The 26,553-nt window shown below is 60.3% G+C and carries 27 protein-coding genes; 2 read left to right on the forward strand and 25 right to left on the reverse strand.

Annotated features, from left to right (window positions below; genetic code table 11):
- Nucleotides 1-37 precede the first annotated feature (37 nt).
- The 15 genes from CAF80_RS01095 to CAF80_RS01165 form a co-directional block, all read right to left on the reverse strand.
- On the reverse strand, nt 38-430 hold the full coding sequence (locus CAF80_RS01095; RefSeq protein ID WP_039769738.1) for a DUF2802 domain-containing protein: 393 nt from the start codon (nt 428-430) through the stop codon (nt 38-40).
- A complete protein-coding gene (locus CAF80_RS01100; protein WP_007959223.1) occupies nt 431-916 on the reverse strand; it encodes a chemotaxis protein CheW in 486 nt (161 codons plus the stop codon).
- Nucleotides 917-989: 73 nt separating this feature from the next.
- The gene (locus CAF80_RS01105) at nt 990-1,943 is read right to left on the reverse strand and encodes a CheW domain-containing protein (protein ID WP_085666703.1); all 954 of its coding nucleotides are present in this window, start codon (nt 1,941-1,943) and stop codon (nt 990-992) included.
- Nucleotides 1,944-1,945: 2 nt separating this feature from the next.
- Nucleotides 1,946-2,734, reverse strand: a complete 789-nt coding sequence (locus tag CAF80_RS01110; protein WP_007959220.1) for a ParA family protein — start codon at nt 2,732-2,734, stop codon at nt 1,946-1,948.
- A 43-nt stretch (nt 2,735-2,777) separates the two neighbouring features.
- Nucleotides 2,778-3,668: a flagellar motor protein MotD gene (gene motD, locus CAF80_RS01115; protein WP_011333075.1), complete on the reverse strand. Its 891-nt coding sequence runs from the start codon at nt 3,666-3,668 to the stop codon at nt 2,778-2,780.
- A 12-nt stretch (nt 3,669-3,680) separates the two neighbouring features.
- Complete coding sequence (locus tag CAF80_RS01120; protein ID WP_039769734.1) at nt 3,681-4,421, reverse strand: flagellar motor protein; 741 nt, start codon at nt 4,419-4,421, stop codon at nt 3,681-3,683.
- Nucleotides 4,421-5,557 (reverse strand): chemotaxis response regulator protein-glutamate methylesterase, encoded by a 1,137-nt coding sequence (locus CAF80_RS01125; protein WP_085666704.1) that lies wholly within the window; start codon nt 5,555-5,557, stop codon nt 4,421-4,423. Before CAF80_RS01125 ends, CAF80_RS01120 begins: the two co-directional genes overlap by 1 nt.
- A gap of 49 nt (nt 5,558-5,606) precedes the next feature.
- Nucleotides 5,607-7,877 (reverse strand): chemotaxis protein CheA, encoded by a 2,271-nt coding sequence (locus tag CAF80_RS01130; RefSeq protein ID WP_074687545.1) that lies wholly within the window; start codon nt 7,875-7,877, stop codon nt 5,607-5,609.
- A gap of 54 nt (nt 7,878-7,931) precedes the next feature.
- A complete protein-coding gene (locus tag CAF80_RS01135) occupies nt 7,932-8,720 on the reverse strand; it encodes a protein phosphatase CheZ (RefSeq protein ID WP_011333071.1) in 789 nt (262 codons plus the stop codon).
- An 18-nt stretch (nt 8,721-8,738) separates the two neighbouring features.
- On the reverse strand, nt 8,739-9,110 hold the full coding sequence (locus CAF80_RS01140; RefSeq protein ID WP_003183998.1) for a chemotaxis response regulator CheY: 372 nt from the start codon (nt 9,108-9,110) through the stop codon (nt 8,739-8,741).
- 167 nt (nt 9,111-9,277) lie between these two features.
- Nucleotides 9,278-10,018, reverse strand: a complete 741-nt coding sequence (gene fliA / locus CAF80_RS01145) for an RNA polymerase sigma factor FliA (protein WP_007951959.1) — start codon at nt 10,016-10,018, stop codon at nt 9,278-9,280.
- A complete protein-coding gene (gene fleN, locus CAF80_RS01150) occupies nt 10,015-10,845 on the reverse strand; it encodes a flagellar synthesis regulator FleN (protein ID WP_003222917.1) in 831 nt (276 codons plus the stop codon). Before fleN ends, fliA begins: the two co-directional genes overlap by 4 nt.
- Nucleotides 10,846-10,958: 113 nt before the next feature.
- Entirely contained in the window at nt 10,959-12,299 is a 1,341-nt protein-coding gene (flhF, locus tag CAF80_RS01155; protein WP_007951958.1) for a flagellar biosynthesis protein FlhF, read from the reverse strand.
- An 11-nt stretch (nt 12,300-12,310) separates the two neighbouring features.
- Nucleotides 12,311-14,440, reverse strand: a complete 2,130-nt coding sequence (gene flhA / locus CAF80_RS01160) for a flagellar biosynthesis protein FlhA (RefSeq protein ID WP_064378626.1) — start codon at nt 14,438-14,440, stop codon at nt 12,311-12,313.
- 187 nt (nt 14,441-14,627) lie between these two features.
- Nucleotides 14,628-15,296, reverse strand: a complete 669-nt coding sequence (locus CAF80_RS01165) for a hypothetical protein (RefSeq protein WP_039769729.1) — start codon at nt 15,294-15,296, stop codon at nt 14,628-14,630.
- A 526-nt stretch (nt 15,297-15,822) separates the two neighbouring features.
- On the opposite strand from CAF80_RS01165, the gene CAF80_RS01170 reads away from it, so the two are divergent.
- Nucleotides 15,823-16,182 (forward strand): DUF6124 family protein, encoded by a 360-nt coding sequence (locus tag CAF80_RS01170; RefSeq protein WP_039769728.1) that lies wholly within the window; start codon nt 15,823-15,825, stop codon nt 16,180-16,182.
- A 242-nt stretch (nt 16,183-16,424) separates the two neighbouring features.
- Complete coding sequence (locus CAF80_RS01175) at nt 16,425-18,749, forward strand: hypothetical protein (RefSeq protein ID WP_085666705.1); 2,325 nt, start codon at nt 16,425-16,427, stop codon at nt 18,747-18,749.
- Nucleotides 18,750-18,990: 241 nt separating this feature from the next.
- On the opposite strand, the gene flhB is transcribed toward CAF80_RS01175, so the two are convergent.
- From flhB to CAF80_RS01225, 10 genes are all read right to left on the reverse strand, one after another.
- Nucleotides 18,991-20,130 carry a flagellar biosynthesis protein FlhB gene (gene flhB / locus CAF80_RS01180; RefSeq protein WP_085666706.1) on the reverse strand — a complete coding sequence of 380 codons (1,140 nt, stop codon included), beginning with the start codon at nt 20,128-20,130 and terminating at the stop codon, nt 18,991-18,993.
- A 3-nt stretch (nt 20,131-20,133) separates the two neighbouring features.
- On the reverse strand, nt 20,134-20,919 hold the full coding sequence (gene fliR, locus CAF80_RS01185) for a flagellar biosynthetic protein FliR (protein WP_039765607.1): 786 nt from the start codon (nt 20,917-20,919) through the stop codon (nt 20,134-20,136).
- A 3-nt stretch (nt 20,920-20,922) separates the two neighbouring features.
- Nucleotides 20,923-21,192: a flagellar biosynthesis protein FliQ gene (fliQ, locus tag CAF80_RS01190; protein ID WP_007951951.1), complete on the reverse strand. Its 270-nt coding sequence runs from the start codon at nt 21,190-21,192 to the stop codon at nt 20,923-20,925.
- Complete coding sequence (gene fliP / locus CAF80_RS01195; protein ID WP_007951950.1) at nt 21,189-21,947, reverse strand: flagellar type III secretion system pore protein FliP; 759 nt, start codon at nt 21,945-21,947, stop codon at nt 21,189-21,191. Before fliP ends, fliQ begins: the two co-directional genes overlap by 4 nt.
- Nucleotides 21,947-22,405 (reverse strand): flagellar biosynthetic protein FliO, encoded by a 459-nt coding sequence (fliO, locus tag CAF80_RS01200; protein ID WP_074687540.1) that lies wholly within the window; start codon nt 22,403-22,405, stop codon nt 21,947-21,949. The genes fliP and fliO overlap by 1 nt, the downstream gene beginning before the upstream one ends.
- Nucleotides 22,406-22,864, reverse strand: coding sequence for a flagellar motor switch protein FliN (fliN, locus tag CAF80_RS01205; RefSeq protein ID WP_007951948.1), 459 nt, complete (start codon nt 22,862-22,864; stop codon nt 22,406-22,408).
- Between the two features lie 57 nt (nt 22,865-22,921).
- Nucleotides 22,922-23,890 carry a flagellar motor switch protein FliM gene (gene fliM, locus CAF80_RS01210; protein ID WP_003222890.1) on the reverse strand — a complete coding sequence of 323 codons (969 nt, stop codon included), beginning with the start codon at nt 23,888-23,890 and terminating at the stop codon, nt 22,922-22,924.
- 9 nt (nt 23,891-23,899) lie between these two features.
- The gene (fliL, locus tag CAF80_RS01215; RefSeq protein ID WP_085666707.1) at nt 23,900-24,403 is read right to left on the reverse strand and encodes a flagellar basal body-associated protein FliL; all 504 of its coding nucleotides are present in this window, start codon (nt 24,401-24,403) and stop codon (nt 23,900-23,902) included.
- Between the two features lie 312 nt (nt 24,404-24,715).
- Nucleotides 24,716-26,083 carry a flagellar hook-length control protein FliK gene (locus CAF80_RS01220; RefSeq protein ID WP_074687539.1) on the reverse strand — a complete coding sequence of 456 codons (1,368 nt, stop codon included), beginning with the start codon at nt 26,081-26,083 and terminating at the stop codon, nt 24,716-24,718.
- A gap of 105 nt (nt 26,084-26,188) precedes the next feature.
- Nucleotides 26,189-26,536, reverse strand: a complete 348-nt coding sequence (locus CAF80_RS01225) for an Hpt domain-containing protein (protein ID WP_007951942.1) — start codon at nt 26,534-26,536, stop codon at nt 26,189-26,191.
- Nucleotides 26,537-26,553 lie beyond the last annotated feature (17 nt).

The raw sequence follows: 26,553 nt of genomic DNA on the forward strand, positions 1-26,553 counted from the left end.
TCGACGCCTCGACGTGGGAACGATCCAGGTGTGACGACTAGTTCTTGTGCAGCTTGCGCATCAACTCCGCCTCAGCCTGGGTCAACCCGCAGGACTGAGTCAGCTCATCGACACTCGCGCCCATCCCCACCAGTTTCGCCGCCTGGGCGAATGACAGGCTGGAAGGATCGCGCTGTTCGAGCTGGGAGAGTTTGTCCGGGATCGGACTGACCACCGCGCGCAGCTCGTGCAGGGCTTCGCCCATGCGCACGTTGCCGTTCTGGTAATCGTCGACACGTTTGGCCAGGTCCCTGATGCGCTGATCACGCAGCGCATCGCCCTGGGCCTGTTGCGCAGCGATCACGCGCTGCGCCTTGATGTACGCCAGAAACATCGCCAGCGTGCCTGCCCAGAACAGGAACAGGACAATGACCGCTACCTCGAGAATCAATCAGATGTTCTCCAGTTCCGACCACTCTTCTTCGCTCATCATCTTGTCCAGCTCGACCAGGATCAGCAACTCGTTGTTCTTGTTGCACACGCCCTGGATGAACTTGGCCGACTCTTCGTTACCGACGTTCGGTGCAGTCTCGATTTCCGACTGACGCAGGTAAACCACTTCCGCCACGCTGTCGACCATGATGCCCACGACCTGCTTGTCGGCTTCGATGATGACGATACGGGTGTTGTCGCTGATCTCACCGCTCATCAGGCCGAAGCGCTGACGGGTGTCGATCACGGTCACCACGTTGCCGCGCAGGTTGATGATGCCCAGCACGTAGCTTGGCGCACCCGGAACCGGAGCGATCTCGGTGTAGCGCAGGACTTCCTGAACGCGCATCACGTTGATGCCGTAGGTTTCGTTATCCAGCTTGAAGGTCACCCATTGCAGGATCGGATCTTCGGAACCCTTTGCCGCCGTAGCCTTGTCGTTCATACCCTAGCCCCTCGAAAAACCGCGCCTGGCGGTGTGTGTTTCGTTCGCCGGCATTTGAATGCCGGTACTGTCTTTATGTCGGTTTGTGGTTCGGCTTACTGCCGGACATGTGCTTTGCCCCACCGCTGGCGATCAACTCGGCCAGTGCGGAAACATCAAGCAAGGCGCACATGTGTTCAATCACCGTGCCGGCGAGCCATGGCCGCTGACCTCGGTGACTTCTCCATTTGATTTCATTCGGGTCCAGACGCAACGAGCGACTGACCTGATGCACCGCCAGGCCCCACTCGTAACCCTGCACCGAAATCACGTATTGCAGGCCCTGACGGAAGTCATCGCGGTAGCGATCCGGCATGACCCAGCGTGCGGTGTCCAGCACCTTCAGATTCCCGGCCTGGCTTGGCAGGATGCCGAGGAACCATTCCGGCTGACCGAACAGCGGCGTCAGCTCATGGCCGGCCAGCGAATAGATCGAGCCGAGGCACACCAGCGGCACCGCCAGCGTCAGCCCGGCCACGTCGAACAACAGGCATTCGAACGCTTCCGAAGCCCAGGCGGGACGACCGTCGGTTTCCACCGGTGGCGGCGTGTTGCTGGGTGGCAGATGCACTTCCACCAGTGGCGCAACCAAGGTCGGTTCGACCGGGGCTGGCGCAGGCGCTACAGGCTCGGGCTCTGGCGCCGCCGGAGCCTGTGGCGTTTGCAGAAGTTGGGTTTGCAGCAGCGGTACCAGGGTCGATACCACGCGCACCGGCTCAGGCTCTTTGATCAACGTCGCAGGTGCCTTCGCTACCTCAGCGGCAGGCGCGGCAACCGGAGCCACCGGCCTGACGGCTTTTTGCGCATCCCGGGCCTGCTCTTCAAGCACGGCGGCCTGGAATTCATCGAGCGCCGCAGCGGTCTCGATCACCTCGGCCGGCGCTGCGATTTCCTGCTCGACCTCGTCCGTCACTTCCTGCAGCAAGCCGTCCAGATAGGACTGCAGCGCCAGTTGCGGCTTCGACGTCAGCTTGATCGGCCGATTCATGCTCAAGCCACCTGCGGAACGAGTTGCTGCGCCAGCAGATGCTTGAGCAGCGCGCGGTAAGCCAGCACGCCACGGCTCTTGCCGTCGAACTGCGAAGGGGTGACACCGGCACGACTGGCGTCGCGCAGACGGGTATCGACCGGGATGTAACCCTGCCATATCTCGTCGGGGAATTTGTCACGCAGCACGCGCAAGGTGCCCATCGACGCCTGGGTACGACGGTCGAACAGGGTCGGCACGATGCTGAACGGCAGCGCCTGTTTGCGCGAGCGGTTGATCATCGCCAGGGTGTTGACCATGCGCTCCAGGCCTTTGACGGCCAGGTGCTCGGTCTGCACCGGGATCACCAGTTGCTGACTGGCGGCCAGCGCGTTGACCATCAGCACGCCGAGCAATGGCGGGCTGTCGATGATCGCGTAATCGAAGTCCTGCCACAGCTGCGCCAGACTCTTGGCGATCACCAGACCCAGGCCACTCTGCCCCGGCGACTGGCGCTCGAGGGTGGCCAGCGCAGTGCTCGATGGCAACAGGGAAATGCGTTCGTCGCTGGTCGACAGCAGCAGTTGGCCCGGCAGGCCTTGCGGCACGCTGCCCTTGTGCAGAAACAGGTCGTAGTTGCTGTGTTCCAGGCTGTCGGGGTCGTAACCGAAATAGCTGGTCATCGAGCCGTGCGGGTCGAGATCGACCACGACCACGCGCTTGCCCGCCTCTGCCAGCAAACCGGCTAAAGCGATGGAAGAAGTGGTTTTACCAACACCACCCTTTTGATTGGCGACTGCCCAGACTCTCATTCGGATCGTTCCTCCCGGCCGGGATACTCGGCCGAGACATGGTTCAGCGTATTAATGCGGGCGACGGAGAATTGACGGCACTCTCGCGTCCCGGCGTCTTGACCGGGGTCGGTGCAGTTTGTGTGCCAGCACGCTTCAACGCGGCGTCCGGTTGCGCATGAGCGGTTCCGGTGCCGGTGAGGCTGCGGCGCACATCGAGATTGCGCGACACCACCAGTACCACACGACGGTTTTTCGCCCGGCCTTCAGCGGTGGCGTTGTTGGCCACCGGCTGGAATTCGCCGTAGCCCACCGAGGCCAGGCGGCCAGGGTTCACACCCTGCATCGCCAGCATGCGCACGATGCTCGCCGAACGCGCCGAGGACAGCTCCCAGTTGGTCGGGTACTGCGCAGTGCGGATCGGTTGATCGTCGGTGAAGCCTTCGACGTGGATCGGGTTGTCGAACGGTTTGAGGATCGCCGCGACCTTGTCGATGATGTTGAACGCGATGTCGCTCGGCATCGCATCACCGCTGCCGAACAACAGGCTGGAGTTGAGTTCGATCTCGACCCAAAGCTCGTTGCCGCGCACGGTCATCTGGTTCGAGGAGATCAGGTCGCCGAACGCGGCGCTGATGTCATCGGCGATGCTTTTCAGCGGATCGCTGGCTCCGGCGATACCGGCGTCGACCTGTTCGGCGTCCTTGACCAGCGGCTTGGCCGGGGTCACGGTCTTCGGTCGTTCTTCGCCGATCGGGATCGGCTTGAGCGCGCGGTCGGAGTCGGTGAAGACCCCGATCAGCGCTTCGGAGATGATCTTGTACTTGCCTTCGTTGATCGACGAGATGGAGTACATCACCACGAAAAAGGCAAAGAGCAAGGTAATGAAGTCGGCGTAGGAAACCAGCCAGCGTTCATGGTTTACGTGCTCTTCATGCTGGCGACGACGTGCCATGAGGTCAGTCCCTTAATCCATGAAGCCCTGAAGCTTCAACTCGATGGAGCGTGGGTTTTCACCTTCAGCGATCGACAAAATACCTTCCAACAACATTTCGCGATAACGCGACTGCCGCAACGCGATTGACTTGAGCTTGGCGGCCACCGGCAACAGGATCAGGTTGGCACTGGCCACACCGTAGATGGTGGCGACGAACGCAACCGCGATACCGTTGCCCAGTTGCGACGGATCGGCCAGGTTGCCCATCACGTGGATCAGACCCATCACCGCACCGATGATGCCAATGGTCGGCGCGTAGCCGCCCATGCTTTCAAACACTTTGGCGGCCTCGATGTCGCGGGCTTCCTGAGTGTAGAAATCCACTTCGAGGATGCTGCGGATCGCTTCCGGCTCGGCGCCGTCGACCAGCAGTTGCAGGCCCTTGCGCGAGTAGGCGTCGGGCTCGGCATCCGCCACGCCTTCCAGGCCCAGCAGGCCTTCCTTGCGGGCGGTGAGACTCCAGTTGACCACGCGATCGATGCCGCCGGCCAGGTCCACCCGCGGCGGGAAAAAGATCCAGGCCAGAATCTGCATGGCGCGCTTGAACGCGCTCATCGGCGATTGCAGCAGCGCGGCACCGATGGTGCCACCAAGCACGATCAGCGCCGCCGGGCCGTTGGCCAGCGCGCCGAGGTGACCGCCTTCAAGGTAGTTGCCGCCGATGATGGCGACGAACGCCATGATGATCCCGATAAGGCTTAGAACATCCATCAGACGCACGCCTCGACCAAGTGCTTGCCGATATCGTCCAGGCTGTACACCGCGTCGGCGAGGTCAGCTTTGACGATGGCCATCGGCATGCCGTAAATCACGCAACTGGCTTCGTCCTGGGCCCAGACCGTGCTGCCGCCCTGCTTGAGCAGGCGTGCACCTTCACGGCCGTCGGCGCCCATGCCGGTCAGTACGACCGCCAGAACTTTGTCACTGTAGGATTTGGCTGCAGAACCGAAGGTGATGTCCACGCACGGCTTGTAGTTCAGACGTTCGTCGCCCGGCAGGATTTTCACCGCGCCACGGCCGTCGATCATCATCTGCTTGCCACCCGGTGCCAGCAGCGCCAGGCCCGGACGCAGGATGTCGCCATCCTCGGCTTCCTTGACGCTGATGCGGCACAGCTTGTCCAGACGTTCGGCGAAGGCCTTGGTAAAGGCCGCCGGCATGTGCTGGATCAGCACGATCGGCGCCGGGAAGCTGGCCGGCAACTGGGTCAGGACCCGTTGCAGCGCGACCGGGCCGCCGGTCGATGTACCAATGGCGACGAGCTTGTAGTTCTTGCGTTTCGGCGCCGGCGACGAAGCGCTGGCCGCTGGCGCGCGAGTCGGTGCGGGCGCGGGCGCCGGACGGGCCGGAGCGCTGTGGCTGCCAAAGCTCGACGGCGCTGCTGCCGGAGTCGGTGCAGGCGTCGGTGCAGCGGCAGGCGCCGGCGCACTGTAGGCACTGAAACGACGGTTACTGCGCGAGATGCTGTGAACCTTCTCGCACAGCAGTTGCTTGACCTTCTCCGGATTGCGGGAGATGTCTTCAAAATTCTTCGGCAGGAAATCCACCGCGCCGGCGTCCAGCGCATCCAGGGTGACCCGGGCGCCTTCGTGCGTCAGCGAGGAGAACATCAACACCGGTGTCGGGCAGCGCTGCATGATGTGCCGCACGGCCGTGATGCCATCCATCATCGGCATCTCGTAGTCCATGGTGATCACGTCCGGCTTGAGGGCCAGGGCCTGATCGATCGCCTCTTTACCGTTGGTTGCCGTGCCGACAACCTGGATGCTCGGATCCGCTGAAAGAATTTCCGAGACGCGGCGGCGGAAAAAACCCGAATCGTCCACCACCAGGACTTTGACTGCCATAAACACTCCATTAGGTGCGGCGGGACGTCGTCGCCCCGCCACCCCGGATTCAAATACGCCGTGCGGCGTAACGCTTGAGCATGCTCGGAACATCGAGAATCAGTGCAATGCGGCCGTCACCGGTGATGGTGGCGCCGGACATGCCCGGAGTTCCCTGGAGCATCTTGCCCAGTGGCTTGATGACCACTTCTTCCTGGCCGACCAGTTGATCGACGACGAAGCCGATCCGCTGGGTGCCCACCGAAAGGATCACCACATGGCCTTCGCGCTGCTCTTCGTGAGCGGCGGAGCTGACCAGCCAGCGCTTGAGGTAGAACAATGGCAGCGCCTTGTCCCGCACGATCACCACTTCCTGGCCGTCCACCACGTTGGTGGTCGACAGGTCGAGGTGGAAGATTTCGTTGACGTTCACCAGCGGGAACGCGAACGCCTGATTGCCGAGCATCACCATCAGGGTCGGCATGATCGCCAGCGTCAGCGGCACCTTGATGACAATCTTCGAGCCCTGGCCCTTGGTCGAGTAGATGTTGATCGAACCGTTGAGCTGGGAAATCTTGGTCTTCACCACGTCCATGCCGACACCGCGGCCGGACACGTCGGAGATCTCGGTCTTGGTCGAGAAACCCGGGGCGAAAATCAGGTTGTAGCACTCGGTGTCGCTCAGGCGATCGGCGGCATCCTTGTCCATCACACCGCGTTTCACGGCGATGGCACGCAGGACGTTCGGGTCCATGCCTTTGCCGTCGTCGGAGATCGACAGCAGGATGTGGTCGCCTTCCTGCTCGGCCGCCAGGATCACCTTGCCGCCACGGGCCTTGCCCGAGGCTTCGCGTTCTTCCGGCGACTCGATGCCGTGGTCGACCGCGTTGCGCACCAAGTGGACCAGCGGGTCGGCCAGTGCCTCGACGAGGTTCTTGTCGAGGTCGGTCTCTTCGCCCACCAGTTCCAGGTTGATCTCTTTCTTGAGCTGACGAGCCAGGTCGCGAACCAGACGCGGGAAGCGGCCGAAGACTTTCTTGATCGGCTGCATCCGGGTCTTCATGACGGCGGTCTGCAAGTCGGCGGTGACCACGTCGAGGTTCGACACGGCTTTCTGCATCGACTCGTCGCCGCTGTTCAGGCCCAGGCGCACCAGACGGTTACGCACCAGCACCAGCTCGCCGACCATGTTCATGATTTCGTCGAGACGTGCAGTGTCCACACGTACGGTGGTCTCGGCTTCGCTCGCCGGTTTTTCCGGTGGCGGCGTCGCCGGTGCACGAGCCGGAGCCGGTGCAGCAGCGGCGGCAGGCTTGGCCGGCTCGGCTTTCGGCTCAGGTGCTTTTGCAGCAGGTTTTGCCGCAGCGGCCGGGGCCTTCGCAGCAGGTGTTGCAACAGCCGAAGAATTACTGGCAGTCACGACGGCACCGGTGGCGACGTCAGTGAACTTGCCTTTGCCATGCAGATCGTCGAGCAGCGATTCGAACTCGTGATCGCTGATCAGATCGCTACCGGCCGCAGCCGCTGCCGGAGCAGCCGTTGCAGGGACCGAAGCAATCGCCGACTCCAGCGCATCAACGGCAAAGTTGCCCTTGCCGTGCAACTGATCGAGCAAGGCTTCGAATTCGTCGTCGGTGATGTCCGAGCTGTCGCCCGCCGCCGGAGCAGCAGGTGCAGCGGTCGTCGGTGCCACGGCGTCGGCCGCGAACTGGCCTTTGCCATGCAACTGGTCGAGCAGCGACTCGAATTCTGCGTCGGTGATTTCATCGCTGGCCGCTTCGGTGGAAGCAGGTGCAGCGGCAGCCGCCGGGGCTTCGGCTTCGGCCTTGACGGCGTTCAGCGAGTCCAGCAACTGTTCAAATTCGTTATCGGTGATGTCGCCCGAATCGCCTTCGACGACCAGTTCTTCGATCATCTCGGCAACCGGCGAAGCCGGGGCTTCATCCGCCGATTGCGGTTCGGCCAGACGCGCCAGGGCGGCCAGCAGTTCCGGGGTGGCGGCGGTGATCGGGCTGCGATCGCGGACTTCGCTGAACATGCTGTTCACCGCGTCCAGCGCTTCGAGCACCACGTCCATCAGTTCTGCATCGACGCGCCGTTCACCCTTGCGAAGGATGTCGAACACGTTTTCGGCGATGTGACAGCACTCCACCAGCTCGTTGAGCTGAAGGAAGCCGGCGCCCCCTTTTACAGTGTGGAAACCGCGAAAAATTGCGTTGAGCAGATCTGCGTCATCCGGGCGGCTTTCCAGCTCGACCAGTTGTTCGGACAGTTGCTCAAGAATCTCGCCGGCCTCAACCAGGAAATCCTGAAGGATCTCTTCATCGGCGCCGAAGCTCATTAATGGGGTGCTCCTACAGGTCTAAAAACCCAAAAAACCTATAATTCCAAAACTCTAGAATCCAAGGCTGGATAACAAATCGTCCACATCGTCCTGACCGGACACAACGTCTTCTCGTTTATCGGCATGAATCTGCGGACCTTCACCCTGCGAGAGATGTTTTTGTGGATCTTTTTCAGCAAGCATCGCCGCACGGTCATGTTCGATACCCGCAAAGCGGTCCACCTGGCTGGCCATGAGCACGAGCTTGAGCAGGTTGCTTTCGACTTCGGTGACCAATTGGGTCACGCGCTTGATCACCTGGCCGGTGAGGTCCTGGTAATCCTGGGCGAGCAGAATGTCATTCAGATTGCTCGACACCGCGCGGTTGTCCGCGCTGCTGCGTGCCAGAAAACCGTCGACCCGGCGCGCCAGTTCGCGGAACTCTTCAGCCCCGACCTCACGACGCATGAAACGGCCCCAATCGGCGCTCAAGGCCTGGGCTTCATCAGCCAGGCCATTGACCACAGGGGTCGCGCTTTCCACCAGATCCATGGTGCGGTTGGCGGCAGCTTCGGTCAGTTTGACCACGTAGCCCAGGCGCTCGGTAGCGTCGGTAATCTGCGACACTTCCTCAGCCTGCGGCATGTGCGGATCGATCTGAAAATTGACGATCGCACTGTGCAGTTCACGCGTGAGCTTGCCCACTTCCTGGTACAGGCCACGGTCACGGGTCTGATTGAGCTCATGGATCAGTTGCACGGCGTCGCCGAACTTGCCTTTTTCAAGGCTTTCGACCAGTTCGACCGCGTGTTTTTTCAGGGTCGACTCAAAATCGCCCTGTGAAGATTCGTTATGCTCCATAGCTCCCCCGCGCGTTCATCAGCCGATGCGTTCGAAAATCTTCTCGATTTTTTCTTTCAACGCCTGGGCCGTGAAAGGTTTGACCACATAGCCGTTCACGCCGGCCTGGGCCGCTTCGATGATCTGCTCGCGCTTGGCTTCAGCGGTCACCATCAGCACCGGCAGGTGCTTGAGCTTTTCATCGGCACGCACGTGGCGCAGCAGGTCGATACCGGTCATGCCGGGCATGTTCCAGTCGGTCACCAGAAAGTCGATGCTGCCGCTGTTGAGCACCGGAATGGCAGTGGTGCCATCGTCGGCTTCAACGGTGTTGGTGAACCCCAGATCACGCAACAGGTTCTTGATGATCCGCCGCATCGTTGAGAAGTCATCAACGATGAGGATTTTCATGTCTTTGTTCAATTCGACCTCCAAGCAGTCTTAAACGCGCCCAGCACCTGGACGCGCCATTTCAATCAATCCGGCAAAACACTCGATGACTGTCTGGAGCACAACAGATCGAGACCGGTGCCGTTCACCACCGCACCAGCCTCGTTCGCAGTGTCCCCACACTGCCTTCAGCGCGCTCGCCACTCCCCCAAACGCCCCCGCAAGCGGGCCGCGCACTGGCTGTGTAACTGGCTGACCCGCGATTCACTGACGCCAAGGACTTCACCGATCTCCTTGAGGTTCAGCTCTTCGTCGTAGTACAGCGCCAACACCAGTCGCTCACGCTCCGGCAAATTGGCAATCGCGTCCGCCAGCGCGGCCTGGAAACGTTCGTCTTCCAGATCGCGCGACGGCTCCAGATGAGCACTGGCGCCATCCTCGTGCAGCCCTTCGTGTTCGCCGTCCTGCAACAGGTCGTCGAAACTGAACAGCCGGCTGCCCAGGGTGTCGTTCAAAATCCCGTAGTAATCGTCGAGACTCAATTGGAGTTCGGCCGCAACTTCGTGATCTTTAGCGTCACGGCCGGTTTTAGCTTCAATCGAGCGAATCGCGTCGCTGACCATACGGGTATTGCGGTGAACCGAGCGTGGCGCCCAGTCCCCTTTTCGGACTTCATCGAGCATCGCACCACGGATCCGGATGCCCGCGTACGTTTCAAAACTGGCGCCCTTGCTGGCGTCGTATTTGGTCGAGACTTCGAGCAGGCCGATCATCCCGGCCTGGATCAGGTCTTCGACCTGCACACTGGCCGGCAATCGCGCCAGCAAGTGGTAGGCGATGCGTTTGACCAGTGGCGCGTAACGCTCGATCAGCTCGTACTGCGCGTCACGCGCCGACTTTTTGTAAAGGTTCATACCGCTGGCGGTCATAGCACAGGTCCTGCCGTTTGCTGCACGAGGCGCTCGACGAAAAATTCGAGGTGGCCGCGCGGGTTGGCGGGCAGCGGCCAGGTGTCGACCTTCTGTGCGATCGCCTTGAACGCCAGTGCGCACTTGGAACGCGGGAAGGCTTCATAGACCGCACGCTGCTTCTGCACCGCCTTGCGCACGCTTTCGTCGTAGGGCACCGCGCCGACGTATTGTAGGGCGACGTCGAGGAAGCGATCCGTGACCTTGGTCAACTTGGCGAACAGGTTGCGACCTTCCTGCGGGCTCTGGGCCATGTTGGCCAGGACGCGGAAGCGGTTCATGCCGTAGTCGCGGTTAAGCAGTTTGATCAGCGCGTAGGCGTCGGTGATCGAGGTCGGCTCGTCGCAGACCACCAGCAACACTTCCTGGGCTGCGCGAACGAAACTGACTACCGAGTCACCAATACCCGCAGCGGTGTCGATCACCAGTACGTCGAGGTTGTCGCCGATGTCGCTGAACGCCTGAATCAGGCCGGCATGCTGGGCCGGGCTCAGGTGAACCATGCTCTGGGTGCCGGAAGCGGCCGGCACGATGCGGATCCCGCCGGGGCCCTGCAACAGCACGTCGCGCAGCTCGCAGCGGCCTTCGATCACGTCGGCCAGGGTGCGTTTGGGGGTCAGGCCCAGCAGAACGTCGACGTTCGCCAGCCCCAGGTCGGCGTCCAGCAGCATGACCCGACGGCCAAGCTCTGCCAGCGCCAGGGACAAGTTCACTGACACATTAGTCTTGCCGACGCCACCTTTGCCGCCGGTCACCGCGATCACCTGTACGGGATGCATGCTGCCCATGTTATTTCTTTACCTTGTCTTGCATAGACGGAGGCCACATTACTGGCTGCGCGTTCACAACCGGAACAATGCATGGCAGACCATCGATGTAGGTACAAAAACGGTTCATTACCTCAGCCAACCTGCTTGGTCGGACTGTGGTAGATATCAGCGAACATGTCAGCCATGGCTTCTTCGCTGGGTTCTTCCTGCATTTGCACACTGACGGCGCGGCTGACCAGTTGATGACGGCGCGGCAGATGCAGATCATCCGGAATACGCGGCCCATCGGTCAGGTAGGCGACCGGCAGTTCGTGACTGATCGCCAGGCTCAGCACTTCGCCAAGGCTGGCCGTCTCATCCAGTTTAGTCAGGATGCAGCCGGCGAGCCCGCAACGCTTGTAACTGTGATACGCGGCGGTTAGAACCTGTTTCTGGCTGGTGGTTGCCAGCACCAGATAATTTTTCGACCGAATGCCACGACCGGCCAGACTTTCCAGCTGCATGCGCAGCGCCGGATCGCTGGCTTGCAGGCCGGCGGTATCGATCAGCACCACGCGTTTGCGCAGCAGTGGATCCAGCGCCTGCACCAGGGACTGGCCCGGATCGACGTGGGTCACCGACACATTGAGGATGCGACCCAGAGTCTTGAGCTGCTCCTGCGCGCCGATACGGAAACTGTCCATGCTCACCAGCGCGATGTTCTGCGCGCCGTACTTGAGCACGTAACGGGCGGCCAGTTTGGCCAGGGTAGTGGTTTTGCCCATGCCGGCAGGACCGACCATGGCAATCACCCCACCCTCTTCCAGCGGCTCGACTTCCGGTACGGCAATCATCCGCGCCAGGTGCGCCAGCAGCATGCGCCAGGCCTGACGGGGTTCGTCGATCTCGGTGATCATCGACAGCAGATCACGGGACAGCGGGCCGGACAAACCGATGCGTTGCAGACGACGGTACAGATTGGCCTGAGCCGGACGGCTGCCTTGCAGCTGGTTCCAGGCCAGGGTGCCGAGTTGCACTTCCATCAGTTCGCGCAGGCTGTTGAGCTCGAAACGCATCGAGTCCAGAGCACGCGGATCAACGCCAGCGGAAACCGCTGCAGGCGCCGGTGCCGGACGGGCCGGAGCTTCGTAGGTCGGTTCGGTCAGCGGTTCGGCAGCGGTCAGCGGCAGGCCGGCCGTCAACGGCAGCCCGGCGAACAGCTGGCGATTGGTGTTGCCGTCGGCTTCGCCACGCAGGCTCAGTTCGGCCTGGGCGGTGACGATGCGCGACTGGGTCTTGCGCAGTTCATCCTCGAGCTCCATGTTCGGAACACGCGGGGCCAGCGCCGACAGTTTGTAATCGAGCGCCGCCGTCAGCTCGACGCCGCCGGCAATGCGGCGGTTGCCAATGATGGCGGCATCAGCGCCCAGCTCATCACGAACCAGCTTCATGGCCTGACGCATATCGGCGGCGAAAAAACGCTTAACTTGCATAAACCACTACCTCAGCCGTTGGGCCCTACTGTCGCAACGATGGTCACTTGCTTGTTGTCCGGAATTTCCTGGTAGGCCAGCACATGCAGTCCGGGAACTGCCAGGCGACCAAAGCGCGAGAGCATCGCGCGAACCGGGCCTGCTACCAACAGGATCACCGGTTGACCTTGCATTTCCTGGCGCTGCGCCGCTTCGATCAGCGAACGCTGCAGCTTCTCGGCCATGCTCGGCTCCAGCAGAACGCCCTCTTCCGAGCCTTGTCCTGCCTTCTGCAGACTATTGAGCAATATTTGTTCCAACCTTGGCTCCAGCGTGATAACTGGCAGCTCCGACTCAGTCCCTACAATGCTTTGGACGATGGCGCGGGATACGCCGACCCGCACAGCGGCCACCAAAGCGGCGGTATCTTGACTCTTGGCGGCATTGTTGGCGATGGCTTCGGCAATGCTGCGGATATCGCGCACTGGCACGTGTTCGGCCAGCAACGCCTGCAACACCTTGAGCAGTTGCGACAGCGTAACCACGCCCGGCACCAGCTCTTCAGCCAGTTTCGGCGAGCTCTTGGCCAGCAATTGCATCAATTGCTGCACTTCTTCGTGGCCGATCAGTTCACTGGAGTGCTTGTACAGAATCTGGTTCAAGTGAGTCGCAACCACGGTGCTGGCGTCGACCACGGTATAACCGAGCGATTGCGCCTGGGCGCGCTGGCTGACTTCGATCCACACCGCCTCGAGGCCGAAAGCCGGATCTTTGGCGGTAATGCCGTTGAGCGAGCCGTAGACCTGACCCGGGTTGATCGCCAGTTCGCGATCCGGATAGATCTCGGCCTCGGCCAGGATCACGCCCATCAGGGTCAGGCGATAGGCGCTCGGCGCCAGGTCGAGGTTGTCGCGGATGTGCACGGTCGGCATCAGGAAGCCCAGATCCTGCGAGAGCTTCTTGCGCACGCCCTTGATCCGCGCCAGCAATTGCCCGCCCTGATTGCGGTCCACCAACGGAATCAGGCGGTAGCCGACTTCCAGGCCGATCATGTCGATCGGAGTCACGTCGTCCCAGCCCAGCTCCTTGGTTTCCATGGCGCGGGCCGGCGACGGCAGCAGTTCCTGTTGACGCTTGACCTCTTCCAGCGCGATGACCTTGGCCACGTTCTGCTTCTTCCAGAACAGGTAAGCGCCACCGGCAGCCAGTGCAGCCATGGTCAGGAACGAAAAGTGCGGCATGCCCGGCACCAGGCCCATGACCGCCATCAGACCGGCAGCCACCGCCAGCGCTTTGGGCGAGGCGAACATCTGGCGATTGATCTGCTTGCCCATGTCTTCCGAGCCGGAAGCACGGGTCACCATGATCGCCGCCGCTGTAGATAACAACAGTGATGGCAATTGCGCCACTAAACCGTCACCGATGGTCAGCAAGGCGTAAACCTTGCCCGCGTCAGCGAAAGTCATGTTGTGCTGGAAGATACCGACGGCCATGCCGCCGATCAGGTTGATGAACAGAATCAGCAAACCGGCGATGGCGTCACCGCGCACAAACTTGCTGGCACCGTCCATCGAACCGTAGAACTCGGCCTCTTGGGCCACTTCCTGACGACGGGCCTTGGCCTGCGCCTGATCGATCAGACCGGCGTTGAGGTCGGCGTCGATCGCCATTTGCTTGCCGGGCATCGCATCAAGGGTGAAACGCGCGCTCACCTCGGAAATCCGCCCGGCACCTTTGGTTACCACGACGAAGTTGATGATCATCAGGATCGCGAAAACCACGATACCGACCACGTAGTTACCGCCGATCACCACCTCACCGAAGGCCTGAATCACCTTACCGGCAGCAGCGTGGCCGTCCTGACCGTGGAGCATCACCACCCGCGTCGACGCCACGTTCAGCGCCAGTCGCAACAGCGTCGCCACCAGCAGGATCGTCGGGAACACCGCAAAATCCAGCGGCCGCAAGGCGTACACGCAGACCAGCAGCACGACGATCGACAGGGCAATGTTGAAGGTGAAGAACACGTCGAGCAGGAACGGCGGCACCGGCAACATCATCATCGCCAGCATGACCAGCAGCAACAGCGGCACACCCAGATTGCCTCGACTGAGGTCGGCAACATTCGAGCGAGCAGTGTTGAATAACTGAGAGCGATCCACCGGTTTTCCCCGTTCCTTTAAAGCAAACTTTTGACGCCCGAAGCGGGCGCAGGGCGGCTACTGCAAGAAGCCTTCCAACTTTTGCCAAGGCGTGAAACAGAGGGGGTGATGAATGCACAAAGGGGCGGCACGCACGTCGTGCGCCCGCCCCTGTTCAGCGATGTTCACTGAGATGAAATCCCGATAGTCAACTGGCTACCGGAATGTGCGCCGAAGTGATCGGACCGAAAGAGAGGGCTGCATTATCCAGATAGCGCGTGCCCCTGAACACGCTGTGACCACCAACATCGACAACGTCCTCCTCCGTATACATCAGTACCACCATGGTGACAGGCGCGACATCAGTGGACTTCGCATGACCCTCCATCAGATTCAATGACCATTCGAAACGCATGAATGGCAGGTCGCTGATTTCAATCGGAGGAGCCCCCGCATCCAGCCGAAAGTACTGCCGCGTCGTGATGCGCAATTGGTTGCCGACTACCGTGAACGAGGGTTTTCCATATCGTTGTTCTACGGGCCCGCCATTACTCGCCCACTGGTCCATGTAATGACCGGGGTCGGTAAATAGAGCGAACAACGACGGGTTATCGCGGATATTACCGGCTGCGCCAAAGAAGTCGTTGTAGGAGTGGTGATACGCAAACCCGGCCAGTTCAGGCCGGATCGCATTGCTGGGATTATCCAGATAACTCGGAATGAACTGATTGGCCATGACCAGAAAGTTGAGAAAGTCCAGCTTCAGGTCGAACGTCACCTCATAGAAAATGGCCCGCTCGCCTGCGTCCCTTTCCAGCTTCCCTGAAACGAACTCCATCTCCATGCCCGGCAGTTTTCGGTAAACGCGACTTGTCATGATCTACCCCGGATTTCCAGTGAATGAGTTATCAACCACTGCGTTCGCAGAGTGCGAACAGGCAACGGCGTGAATTCCGGATTTATAAGGCGCCTGGGAACAACACGCGTCTACTGTCAGAACTAACAGGTCGCGGGACATTTCAGACCGACGGCACCCATTGTCTTTTAAACGCTGGTGTTTAAACGAAACCTTCAGACACGCCTTACAGGCTACGAATTCTTGCGCCGCTGCCTACAGCTACGCCAGAATCCGCCGGCTTGTGCGCCTTGGGGGCGGGTTTTATTGTGAGTCGGTCGCTGACGAATCAGCGATCGGGTTTAGCGACTCGAACTTTCTCAGCGCATCAGCGTTCATGGCTTCGTTGTGGGACTCTTCGTCCGCAATTCCGTTATGGCGGCTGTATGCGGGAGACCTTTGGGTCTACCGGGGTGCCTGAGACCGGTTCGCTAACCTGCGTACAGCTGCCACCTTCACTTGTTTAGCGACAGGGGGAAAGTGGCTCCATAACCTCAGGAGCTTCACCATGATCAAACCAACACCCAACCCACCCGAAACCGATCCCGCCTCGCCCTACGAATCCCTCGATTCCAGAAAGCTTCACGAAGCCGCCGACCGCGCCCTCGATCACTATCTCTGCCCGCCCGGCTCCACGCCACCACCGCGCAAAACCCGCAGAATGTACGCCGTCACCGCGGACTTCAAAAACGAAGAGCTGCTGGCCGATGCCTGCGAAACCCTCGCCTCGGCCAGAACAATCGTCAATGACTTCACCCATCTCATGCCCGCCTCGCAGCGCAGGACATTGGTGGGGATTGCGCAACTGATCATGCTCGGCGAGCTGGCAGTGAATCGGGTGCTGGATAATCTGGAATTGCCGAATTAACGCGTCGCCACTGCCGCCCTCCTGTGGGAGTGAGCTTGCTCACGAACGCTGACTTACAGGCAACACATCTTTCCAGACAAAAAGAACCGCCGTTCCGAATCAACCGGGACGGCGGTATTTTCATACAGTACACGACCACTCGTCGCAAAACCGCCGTCACCTGTCAGATCTGTCAGGTGCGAAATTCATCGTTTAGCGCTCTGATAGCTCCTGCCCGTTCCCACCGCGCAGGAGCCTCATCCGTGACCACTTCAACCCCACCGGACAACACCGTTCTCGTCCTCTATCCGCCAATCGTCAATGGCCACACCACGCCCGTAGAAGGTGCGCATATCGGAGTGCCCCTGGTCGCCTATGATCTGGTCACCGATGGTGAAGGCGCTGTCGTTCTCGTCGATCCGCCGCCGACGGGCACCATGAATCCCGGAGACATCATGGAGCTTTGGCTTGAGGGGGAACCGGCAGCACTGGACAGCGAAACCATTGTCGATCCGAACGCACGCACCACGCTGCGTATTCCCAAGGGTCGACTACATCCGGACCGGGTCAACAAGCTGTACTACACGATCAGGCGTGGAAGCAGCAATTTAGGGACGTCCACGCCCCCGCTCGAAATACTCTATAACCGCATCCGCCCCGGCCTGAAGGATCGCCTGACCGACCCCGGTGGCCACTCCGAACTCAAATTGCTACTGCCCGATGAGATCAAGAACGGCGTCGGCCCGGATTTCGTCAGCGCCGAGGTGTGCGTTGCCTATCCATATTGCCGGGCGTATGACCTCATCACCCTCAAGTGCAATGGCGAACTGCTGGAGCCCAAGCCCAGGGTCAATCGGAATCAGGCGCCGCAACCGCCGAATCCCGGTGACGAAATCCCCATTACCATTTGCTTCACCATCACCCGCGCCTTTCTGGACAAGGCGAAACGTCAGGACAAAAAACTGCATTTCTCCCACACCGTCACCGATCAGCTCGGCAACGGCCCGGACACCGATGCGCCGTGGTCGCCCGTGCAGAGTGTGGATGAGGATCTGGATGGCGTCTTACTTCCAATGCCAATTCTGCTTGAACGTAAAGAGGACTATCCCGGTGATGACGCGAGCATCATTGATCTGGAAAAACTGGCGGGTAATCCATTGCTGCTGGTCGTGATCACCAAAGACAACCGCTTTGTGGTGGGTGACGAGATTGTGGCGACCTATACCACTACAGGGCAATCCGACCCCGTGGTAGTCCGGGGCAAAGTCGAAGAGGATCCCTTCACTGGGAAACTGCCCTGTTTCCTTGAAGTGCCCAATGACAAGGTCTTCGCTGGCAGCAAGGTGACTGCGAATTATGAATTGCACAGGCCCACAGTTGGTTTGGTGGGGATTTCCAACATGGCTACCGCAACGGTGACAGGGACAGCCCCGGTCAATCTGAAGCCGCCAACACTGGTGGCACCGGCGACCAACCCCATTGATGTGCTGGCCTACGAAAACGGAGTCACCGTGCGCGTCGAGCACCTGTCAGCATTGCCGGGTGACCAGGCTCGGTTGCTGGAAGTTAACCCGTTACCCGGCGCAGAACCCTTTCCATTACTGACACTCAACCAGAACAAGCGCGCCAACTTCAAACTTGCCCCAGCGTTTCTCGTGGCACGGCGCGGGACAGCCATCAAGTTACGCTGGGAATTGATTCGAGGAGGAGAACCCGAAGGCGAATCGACTGATTTGACGCTGACCATCCGATCTATCGCCGAGGATGATCCGCGCTTGCCGACACCCAATATCGCCGGCAATACGAGTTCAGAGCTGAAGGTTCAAGAACTCACAACAGATGCGCGGATTCTCGCAGGGAAATGGCCGCTGTTCGTGCCAGGGCAACCGATCTGGGTGACCTGTTCAGGCTTTGACAAGAATGGGGATCCCGTCAACAAAGACGTCAGGTCGGGAGAGCCCAATGACTCACCGGATGGATTGTCGGTGCTCGCGCCGGTTGAGTGGTTGAAAACACTAAAAGATGGAAGTGAGCTGACGATTGCCTGTGCGGTCAATCTGGACGGATCTGCAATTGAAGCTAAACCGGTGAGTTTTCCGCAACGCTCTTACATAATAAAAAGTTCCATTTCAATATATGAAAACTTTGACAGCGCTCCGAAACAGAATATCTATGAAAATGAACCTCTAACACTTGATACCGGCCTGACTATAAATGTATTAAAAAATGCAACCGGTATTCATTATAACGCAATACTTACCGACCCATCCCCTCCAAGACTTCAGACTATGCAGATTACTGCCGGCTCGATAGTCAAATTTAGTTGGGAGGGCCTTGCGACCACAATAAAACTCGAGGTTCGTCAATCTATCAGACCGAGCACTATTATTTTCCTTGACCCCAGCGGTAACACAATAGAAACCAGGCAACTTCCTTATCGCTACAGTTACGACCTAATCCCAGTTGATTTTGAATATAAAGCGCCTGCAGGACAATATATTTCGCACTTTCAGATCAATGCAGCGCCAACAAACACCGGTATCGTCGAACCACGCTGGTTCTATCTAGATGACCTTACGATAAACTAAAAAAAGGGGACGTAAAAAAGGGGACGTATTTGAATGGCACTTACTTAACATGTTTAGCAGGAGAAAAAAGGGGACGTATTTATTTACCAGCAAATTCGCTCCCACAGAGAAATGCATTCCAGATGTGGGAGCGACGATTCGACCTGCTCGCGAAAGCGACCTCACAAACAACACAGCTCATCGGGCATAAAAAAACCGCCACCGGATTCAACCGGATGGCGGTTTTTTTGTTTCATCAGCATCAGGAATCGCGCCGCAGATCCGGCGGGATCGGCAGGTCGTCCTTGAGCGGTTCCGGGAACTTGCCCTTGCCCGCGCGGTGCTGGCGGATCTGGTAGACGTAAGCCAGCACCTGGGCGACCGCCAGGTACAGGCCACCGGGGATTTCTTCTTCCAGCTCCGTGGAGTAATAGATCGAACGCGCCAGCGCTGGCGATTCGAGGAGCATGACGTTATTGGCCACGGCGATTTCGCGGATCTTCAGCGCCAGGAAGTCGCTGCCCTTGGCCAGCAGCATCGGCGCCCCGCCCTTCTCGGCGTCGTACTTGAGCGCCACGGCGTAGTGGGTCGGGTTGGTGATGACCACGTCGGCATCCGGGATCGCCGCCATCATCCGCCGTTGCGACATCTCGCGCTGGAGCTGGCGAATGCGCTGTTTGACCTCCGGCCGCCCCTCTTGATCCTTGTGTTCGTCGCGCACTTCCTGCTTGGTCATCTTGAGCTTCTTGATGCTCTCCCAGATCTGCACGGGCACGTCGACGGCGGCGATGATGATCAACCCGCACGCCAGCCACAGGGAACTCCAGCCCACCAGTTGCAAGCTGTGGATGATCGCCCGATCCAGCGGCTCGTGGGCGATGCGCAGCAGATCGTCGATGTCCGCATTGAGTACCACCAGCGCGACGCCCAAGGTGATAAGGAACTTGGCCAGCGCCTTGAGCAGCTCGACCACGGCCTTCATCGAGAACATCCGCTTGAGGCCCGCCGCCGGGTTCATCCGGCTGAACTTGGGTGCCAGCGAACCGGCGGCGAACAGCCAGCCACCCAGCGCGATCGGCCCGAGGAAAGCCGCCAGCAACAGAGTGATCATGATCGGCTGAATCGCCAGCAAAGCCTGCAAACCGGAGTTCATCAGGAACGTCGCCATGGAGCGCTCGTCCATGATCACTTCCCGCGACAGCATGAAGTTCTGGCGCATCAGGTCCATCAATTCCTGCGCCAGCATCCCGCCAAAAATCAGCAGCGCGGCAGAGCCGGCGAGCATGATCGCCAGGGTGTTGAGCTCCTTGGAACGCGCAATCTCACCCTTTTCCCGGGAGTCCTTTTTGCGCTTCTCCGTGGGGTCTTCTGTTTTGTCCTGACCGCTTTCGCTCTCAGCCATGACTCAGCGCGCCTGTGCCAGTTCGCGTAAAAACTGCAAGGCCTCGGTGGCCAGCGGTTGATACTGATTGAGAATGTCCGCCAGCCCGACCCAGACGATGAACAGGCCGAGTACGAGGGTCAGCGGAAAGCCGATGGAGAAAATGTTGAGCTGTGGCGCAGCGCGGGTCATCACACCAAAGGCGATGTTGACCACCAACAGCGCGGTGACCGCCGGCAGCACCAGCAACAACGCGGCGCCCAGCACCCAGCCGAGTTTGCCGGCCAACTCCCAGTAATGCGTGGTCATCAGCCCGCCGCCGACCGGCAGCGTGGTGAAGCTTTCCGTGAGCACTTCGAACACCACCAGGTGCCCGTTCATCGACAGGAACAGCAAGGTCACCAGCATCGTGAAGAACTGCCCGATCACCGCCACCGACACGCCGTTGGTAGGGTCGATCATCGACGCGAAGCCCATGCCCATCTGGATCGCGACGATCTGCCCCGCCACCACAAAGGCCTGAAAGAACAACTGCAAGGAGAAACCCAACACCGCACCGACCAGAATCTGCTCGGCGATCAGCAGCAGGCCGCTGAGGTCCAGAGGACTGACCGCCGGCATCGGCGGCAGGTTGGGCGTGATCACCACGGTGATCGCAAAAGCGAAGTAAAGACGGATCCGCCGGGGCACCAGCGTGGTTCCGAAGACCGGCATCACCATCAACATCGAGGCGACGCGAAACAGCGGCAGCATGAACGTCGCCACCCAGGTGCTGATCTGGGTATCGGTCAGCTGAAGCAGCGATTGCATGGCTTAGCCGATGACCATCGGAATGTTTTTGTACAACTGGGTGATGTATTCCATGAACGTCTGCACCAGCCACGGGCCGGCGACGATCAGCGTCACCAGCATCACCAGCAGACGCGGCAGGAAGCTCAGGGTCTGTTCGTTGATCTGGGTGGCGGCCTGGAACATTGACACCAGCAGGCCCACCAACAGACTCGGCACCACCAGGATCGCCACCATCATGGTGGTCAGCCACAGGGCCTCGCGAAAGATGTCGACCGCTACTTCTGGCGTCATGGCGATACACCTCCGAAACTGCTGGCCAGGGTGCCGATGATCAGCGCCCAGCCATCCACCAGCACGAACAGCATGATTTTGAACGGCAGCGAGATGATCAGCGGCGACAGCATCATCATACCCATCGCCATCAGCACGCTCGCGACCACCAGGTCGATGATCAGGAACGGGATGAAGATCATGAAGCCGATCTGGAACGCGGTCTTCAGTTCAGACGTCACGAACGCCGGCACCAGAATCGTCAGCGGCGCCTGATCCGGCGTCGCGATGTCGGTGCGCTTGGACAGGCGCATGAACAGCTCCAGGTCGCTGGAGCGGGTCTGGGCGAGCATGAAGTCCTTGATCGGCACCTGAGCCTTTTCCACCGCCTGCTGAGCTGTCAGCTTTTCCGCGAGGTACGGCTGCAAGGCATCGTTGTTCACACGATCGAACACTGGCGCCATGATGAACAGCGTCAGGAACAGCGCCATGCCGGTGAGGATCTGGTTCGACGGTGTCTGCTGCAAGCCCAGGGCCTGACGCAGGATCGAGAAGACGATGATGATCCGGGTGAAACTGGTCATCAGGATGACGGCGGCCGGAATGAAGCTCAGCGCCGTCATGATCAGCAGGATCTGCAGGCTGACCGAATACTCCTGCGCGCCCTCGGCATTGGTGCCCAAAGTGATCGCCGGGATCGACAACGGATCGGCGGCGAATGCCAGCGGCGCGGCCAACATCAAGGCCAGGGTCAAGACGATGCGCAACGCACCCATTACTTCTTATCCTTCTGATCCTTGCCGAGGATCTTCAACAGATGCTGGGCAAATTCCGGAGTCGCTTTGTCGGCGGTGCTCGGCACCTCGACCGGCTCTTTGAGCACGTGCAGCGCAGTGATGGTTCCGGGGCTGAGACCCAGCAGGATCTGCTCGTTGCCGACCTGCACCAGCATCAGACGGTCACGCGGCCCGAGCGCGCGGGAACCGATCAACTCGATCACCTGGCCCTTGCCGGCGGGACCTGCCTGCTGCACCCGGCGCAACAGCCAGGCGAGGAAGAAAATCAACCCCAGCACCAGCAACAGACCCAGCACCAGTTGCGTCAGCTGACCCGCCACGCCGCTGTTGACGGCCGGCGCAGCCGCCGCTGCCGTGGTCGCCACCGGCTCGGCCGCCAGCACGCTGAACGGCAACGCCAGTGCCAGGCCGAACAACGCCCCCAGAAGCTTTTTCACTCAGCGCAGCTTCTTGATGCGTTCGCTCGGGCTGATCACGTCGGTCAGACGGATGCCGAACTTTTCGTTGACCACCACCACTTCACCGTGAGCGATCAGGGTGCCGTTGACCAACACGTCCAGCGGCTCGCCGGCCAGACGATCGAGCTCGATCACCGAACCCTGGTTGAGTTGCAGCAGGTTGCGGATGTTGATGTCGGTGCTGCCCACTTCCATCGAGATCGACACCGGGATGTCGAGAATCACGTCCAGGTTCGGACCGTCGAGGGTCACTGGATCGTTGTTCTTCGGCACGCTGCCGAACTCTTCCATCGGCAGACGGTTGGAGCTCGAAGCACCTGCATCGGCGGCCAGCAGCGCGTCGATGTCGGCCTGCCCGGCTTCACCGGTTTCTTCCAGGGCGGCAGCCCATTCATCGGCCAGTGCCTGATCGTCCTGGGTGTTCATATCGTCGTTCATCATTTGTCCTCGGCGGGCAAAAAACCGGTAAAAGAATCAGGGAGTGAGGGCGCCGTTTCAGCGGCGCTCGATCGGCTCGATCACTTGCAACGCGAGGTTGCCTTTGTGCGAGCCCATCTTGACCTTGAAGGCCGGCACACCGTTGGCGCGCATGATCATGTCTTCCGGCATCTCGACCGGAATCACGTCACCCGGTTGCATGTGCAGGATGTCGCGCAGTTTCAACTGGCGGCGGGCCACGGTGGCACCGATCGGCACGTCGACGTCGAGCACGTCCTGGCGCAGGGCATTGACCCAGCGTTCGTCCTGGTCGTCGAGGTCCGACTGGAAACCGGCGTCGAGCATTTCGCGCACCGGCTCGATCATCGAGTACGGCATGGTCACGTGCAGATCGCCGCCACCGCCGTCGAGTTCGATGTGGAACGTGGAAACCACGATCGCTTCGCTCGGGCCGACGATGTTGGCCATGGCCGGGTTCACTTCCGAGTTGATGTACTCGAAGTTGACTTCCATGATCGCCTGCCAGGCTTCCTTCAAGTCGACGAACGCCTGCTCCAGCACCATGCGCACCACGCGCAGCTCGGTCGGGGTGAATTCACGCCCTTCGATCTTGGCGTGACGGCCGTCGCCGCCGAAGAAGTTGTCCACCAGCTTGAACACCAGTTTGGCGTCGAGGATGAACAGCGCGGTGCCGCGCAGGGGTTTGATCTTGACCAGGTTGAGGCTGGTCGGCACGTACAGCGAGTGCACGTATTCGCCGAACTTCATCACCTGTACGCCACCGACGGCAACGTCCGCCGAGCGGCGCAGCATGTTGAACATGCTGATGCGGGTGTAGCGGGCAAAACGCTCGTTGATCATTTCCAGAGTCGGCATGCGTCCACGGACGATGCGATCCTGGCTGGTCAGGTCGTAGCTTTTGACACTGCCGGGTTCGGCAGCGTTATCGGTCTGTACCAGACCATCGTCGACACCATGCAACAGCGCGTCGATTTCATCCTGGGACAGCAGATCCTGCACGGCCATGTCGTGTTCCTACTGCAGTACGAAATTAGTGAAAAGCAACTGTTCGATCACCACTTTGCCCAGCTCTTTCTGCGCCACTTCCTGGACGCTGGCTGTGGCCTTCTGGCGCAACATCTCTTGACCGACCGGGGTCGCCAGCGTGGCGAAATCCTGACCGGAGAAGAGCATCACCAGGTTGTTGCGGATCACCGGCATGTGCACTTTGAGCGCTTCCAGATCCGCCTGATTGCGCGCCAGCATGGTGATGCTCACCTGCATGTAGCGCTGACGGCCGTTCTGGTTGTAGTTGGCCACGAAGGCCGGCGCCATCGGCTCGAAAATCGCCGGTTGCTTGCCGACCGGGGCCGCTTCGGCCGCCGCCTCGGGCTTGCTCTGGGCACTGTGCATGAAGAACCACGTCGCCCCCACGGACGTGCCGATGGCCAGCAACAGACCCAGCACGATCATGATGATCAGCTTGAGTTTGCCTTTGGTTGCGGGGTCTTTTACTGCTGCAGCTTCGCTCTTCGCCATGCCAATAATCCGTCACTAATCGGGTTTTCACAGTCGCACGGCAAGGCAAGAGCAAGTGTTATGCCAGAAGTGTAGGTAGTAGCGGAGACAACGCTGAAGTCAAAAGCAACCCTCACCCCAGCCCTCTCCCGGAGGGAGAGGGAGCCGATCGAGTTGTCTTGTCGTGATATATCGACCTGAGGCACCGAGTCGACTTGGATTCAGCCCAAACAATCAGGTTAGCGAGCATCTCAAGCATCCCCCAATCAGTTCCCTCTCCCTCCGGGCGGTCCGACGTTTCGGGAGGGCTAGGGTGAGGGGCTTTTGATTTGATCAGGCGTAGTAGTCGACGGCGCTGGAGCCGATCACGTGAGTGGCGGTGGCCGCCGCTTCAGCGACCGCCGCTGGCGTCAACTCTTCTTCAGCCGAATCCAGGCGACCGCCGGCAGCGCTGGTGCGACCACTCTGCCCCTGCTGCGCCTGTTCCTGGCCCTGGCCCTGGCCCTGCCAACCACGATTCTGGTCGGACACGTTGACGTCGACCTGCCCCATGCCTTGCTGGTTGAACATGTCGCGCAGGCGGTGCATCTGACCGTCGAGGGCTTCACGCACGCTCGGATGCGCGCTCATGAAGGTCACTTGGGTCTGCTGGTCCGGCACCATGTTCACCCGGATATCCAGACGCCCAAGCTCCGCAGGCTGCAATTGGATGTCGGCGGCCTTCAGGTTATTGCTCGACAGGTACATGACCCGGTTGACCACTTCTTCGGTCCAGCCGTTCTGGTGCATGGCAATCGGTTGGTTCACCGGCACCGCGTTGGCGGTTTTCGGCGTGGCCGCCTGGGTCAGCGCCGCCAGACGGTTGGCGAAATCATCCACGCGGGTGTCGCTGGTGGCGGTCTTCAGGTCCTTCAGGCCGTCATCGATCAAACCGCTGAACGCCTTCTCGCCGCCCTGGCTGGTGCTGTCCTTGTCAGCCTGCACATCCAGCATGCTGGCCATACCGGCAGCGAAGTTCTGCGCCGAGGTCAACTCACCGTCGGCCTGCGCCTGGGCCGGGGTGGCCTTGGGCTGGGACTGGCTGGAAGCGGAAATGTGACCGCTCTGCTCCATAGCCAGGCGCACGGCGGGAAGCGAATCCAGCGGATCCGCCTCGGGGTCGAAGGCCGGGTCAGTGGCCGGCGCCGGATCCTTGACCATTCCTGGCAATGCCGCCACGGCAGGTTTGTCGGTTTCCGGTTGCGCAGCTGTCTCGACGACCGACGTGTCCACCACCGGTGCCGTGACGACGGGCTCCACCGCCGCCACCAGTGCCGGGTCCACCGGCGCCGTTTCGGCAACGGGGGCCGGCGCTGTTTCAGCCGTTTCGTCATCGGCCGTGGTCTTGTCGTCCGTTGCCGCCGTCGTCGGTTTGTCGGCGGGCAAGGCTTTGCCGCTATCGGCAACCGCCGGCGTCGGGGCGGCAGACTGATCCTTGCCGAGGTCTTTCTTGCCAGTGTTGTCGGCAACCTTGTCACGGGCAGGCTTGAGCGAATTGTCGACGGTCACCGAGGGCTTGTTCGCGCCCTGGTCGGCGAACACCTGAGCGAAGCTGGAGGCCTTGTCCCCGGGCTCTGCGGCCACTGCCGATGATTTGGCCGAGGCAGCTTGCGCCTTGGCCTGGGCGGCGGTCTGAAGAAGAATGTTGGGGCTTGCAGGCATGGCACGGTCTCCGCTGCACTGGGATCGTAGGTACAGTTGGGATAGATGACTGCAAGTGCCGGGCCAGTTTCGCCAGGAAACCTGCAAAACCGCCCGACGGCAGAATCAGTGCGTCAGCGAGCGCTGTCGCTCGGCGACATAAACGGGCCGCACATCCGCGAATTCGCTATGGATGTCGGCAACCAGTTTGATGATTTCAGAAGGGCTTTTGTCTTTGGCATGCTGTTCCAGCTCCTGGCACAGCACCGCAAGACGGGTCGCGCCCATGTTGCTGCTGCTGCCCTTGAAGCTGTGCGCAACGGAAGACAATGCGTCGGCATCGGCAGTCTGCTGCAACTCCCGCAGGCGATTTTCGGAATCGGCAAGAAAGGTATCCAGCAGTTCCGGATAGCTGTCTTCCATCACTTCCCGCAGCGCACTCAGCGCTTCGTGGTCCACATGTGTATCAGCCACTTGTTCACTCCTTGATC

This window comes from Pseudomonas sp. B34(2017), assembly GCF_002112915.1.
GTDB lineage: Bacteria > Pseudomonadota > Gammaproteobacteria > Pseudomonadales > Pseudomonadaceae > Aquipseudomonas > Aquipseudomonas pharyngis.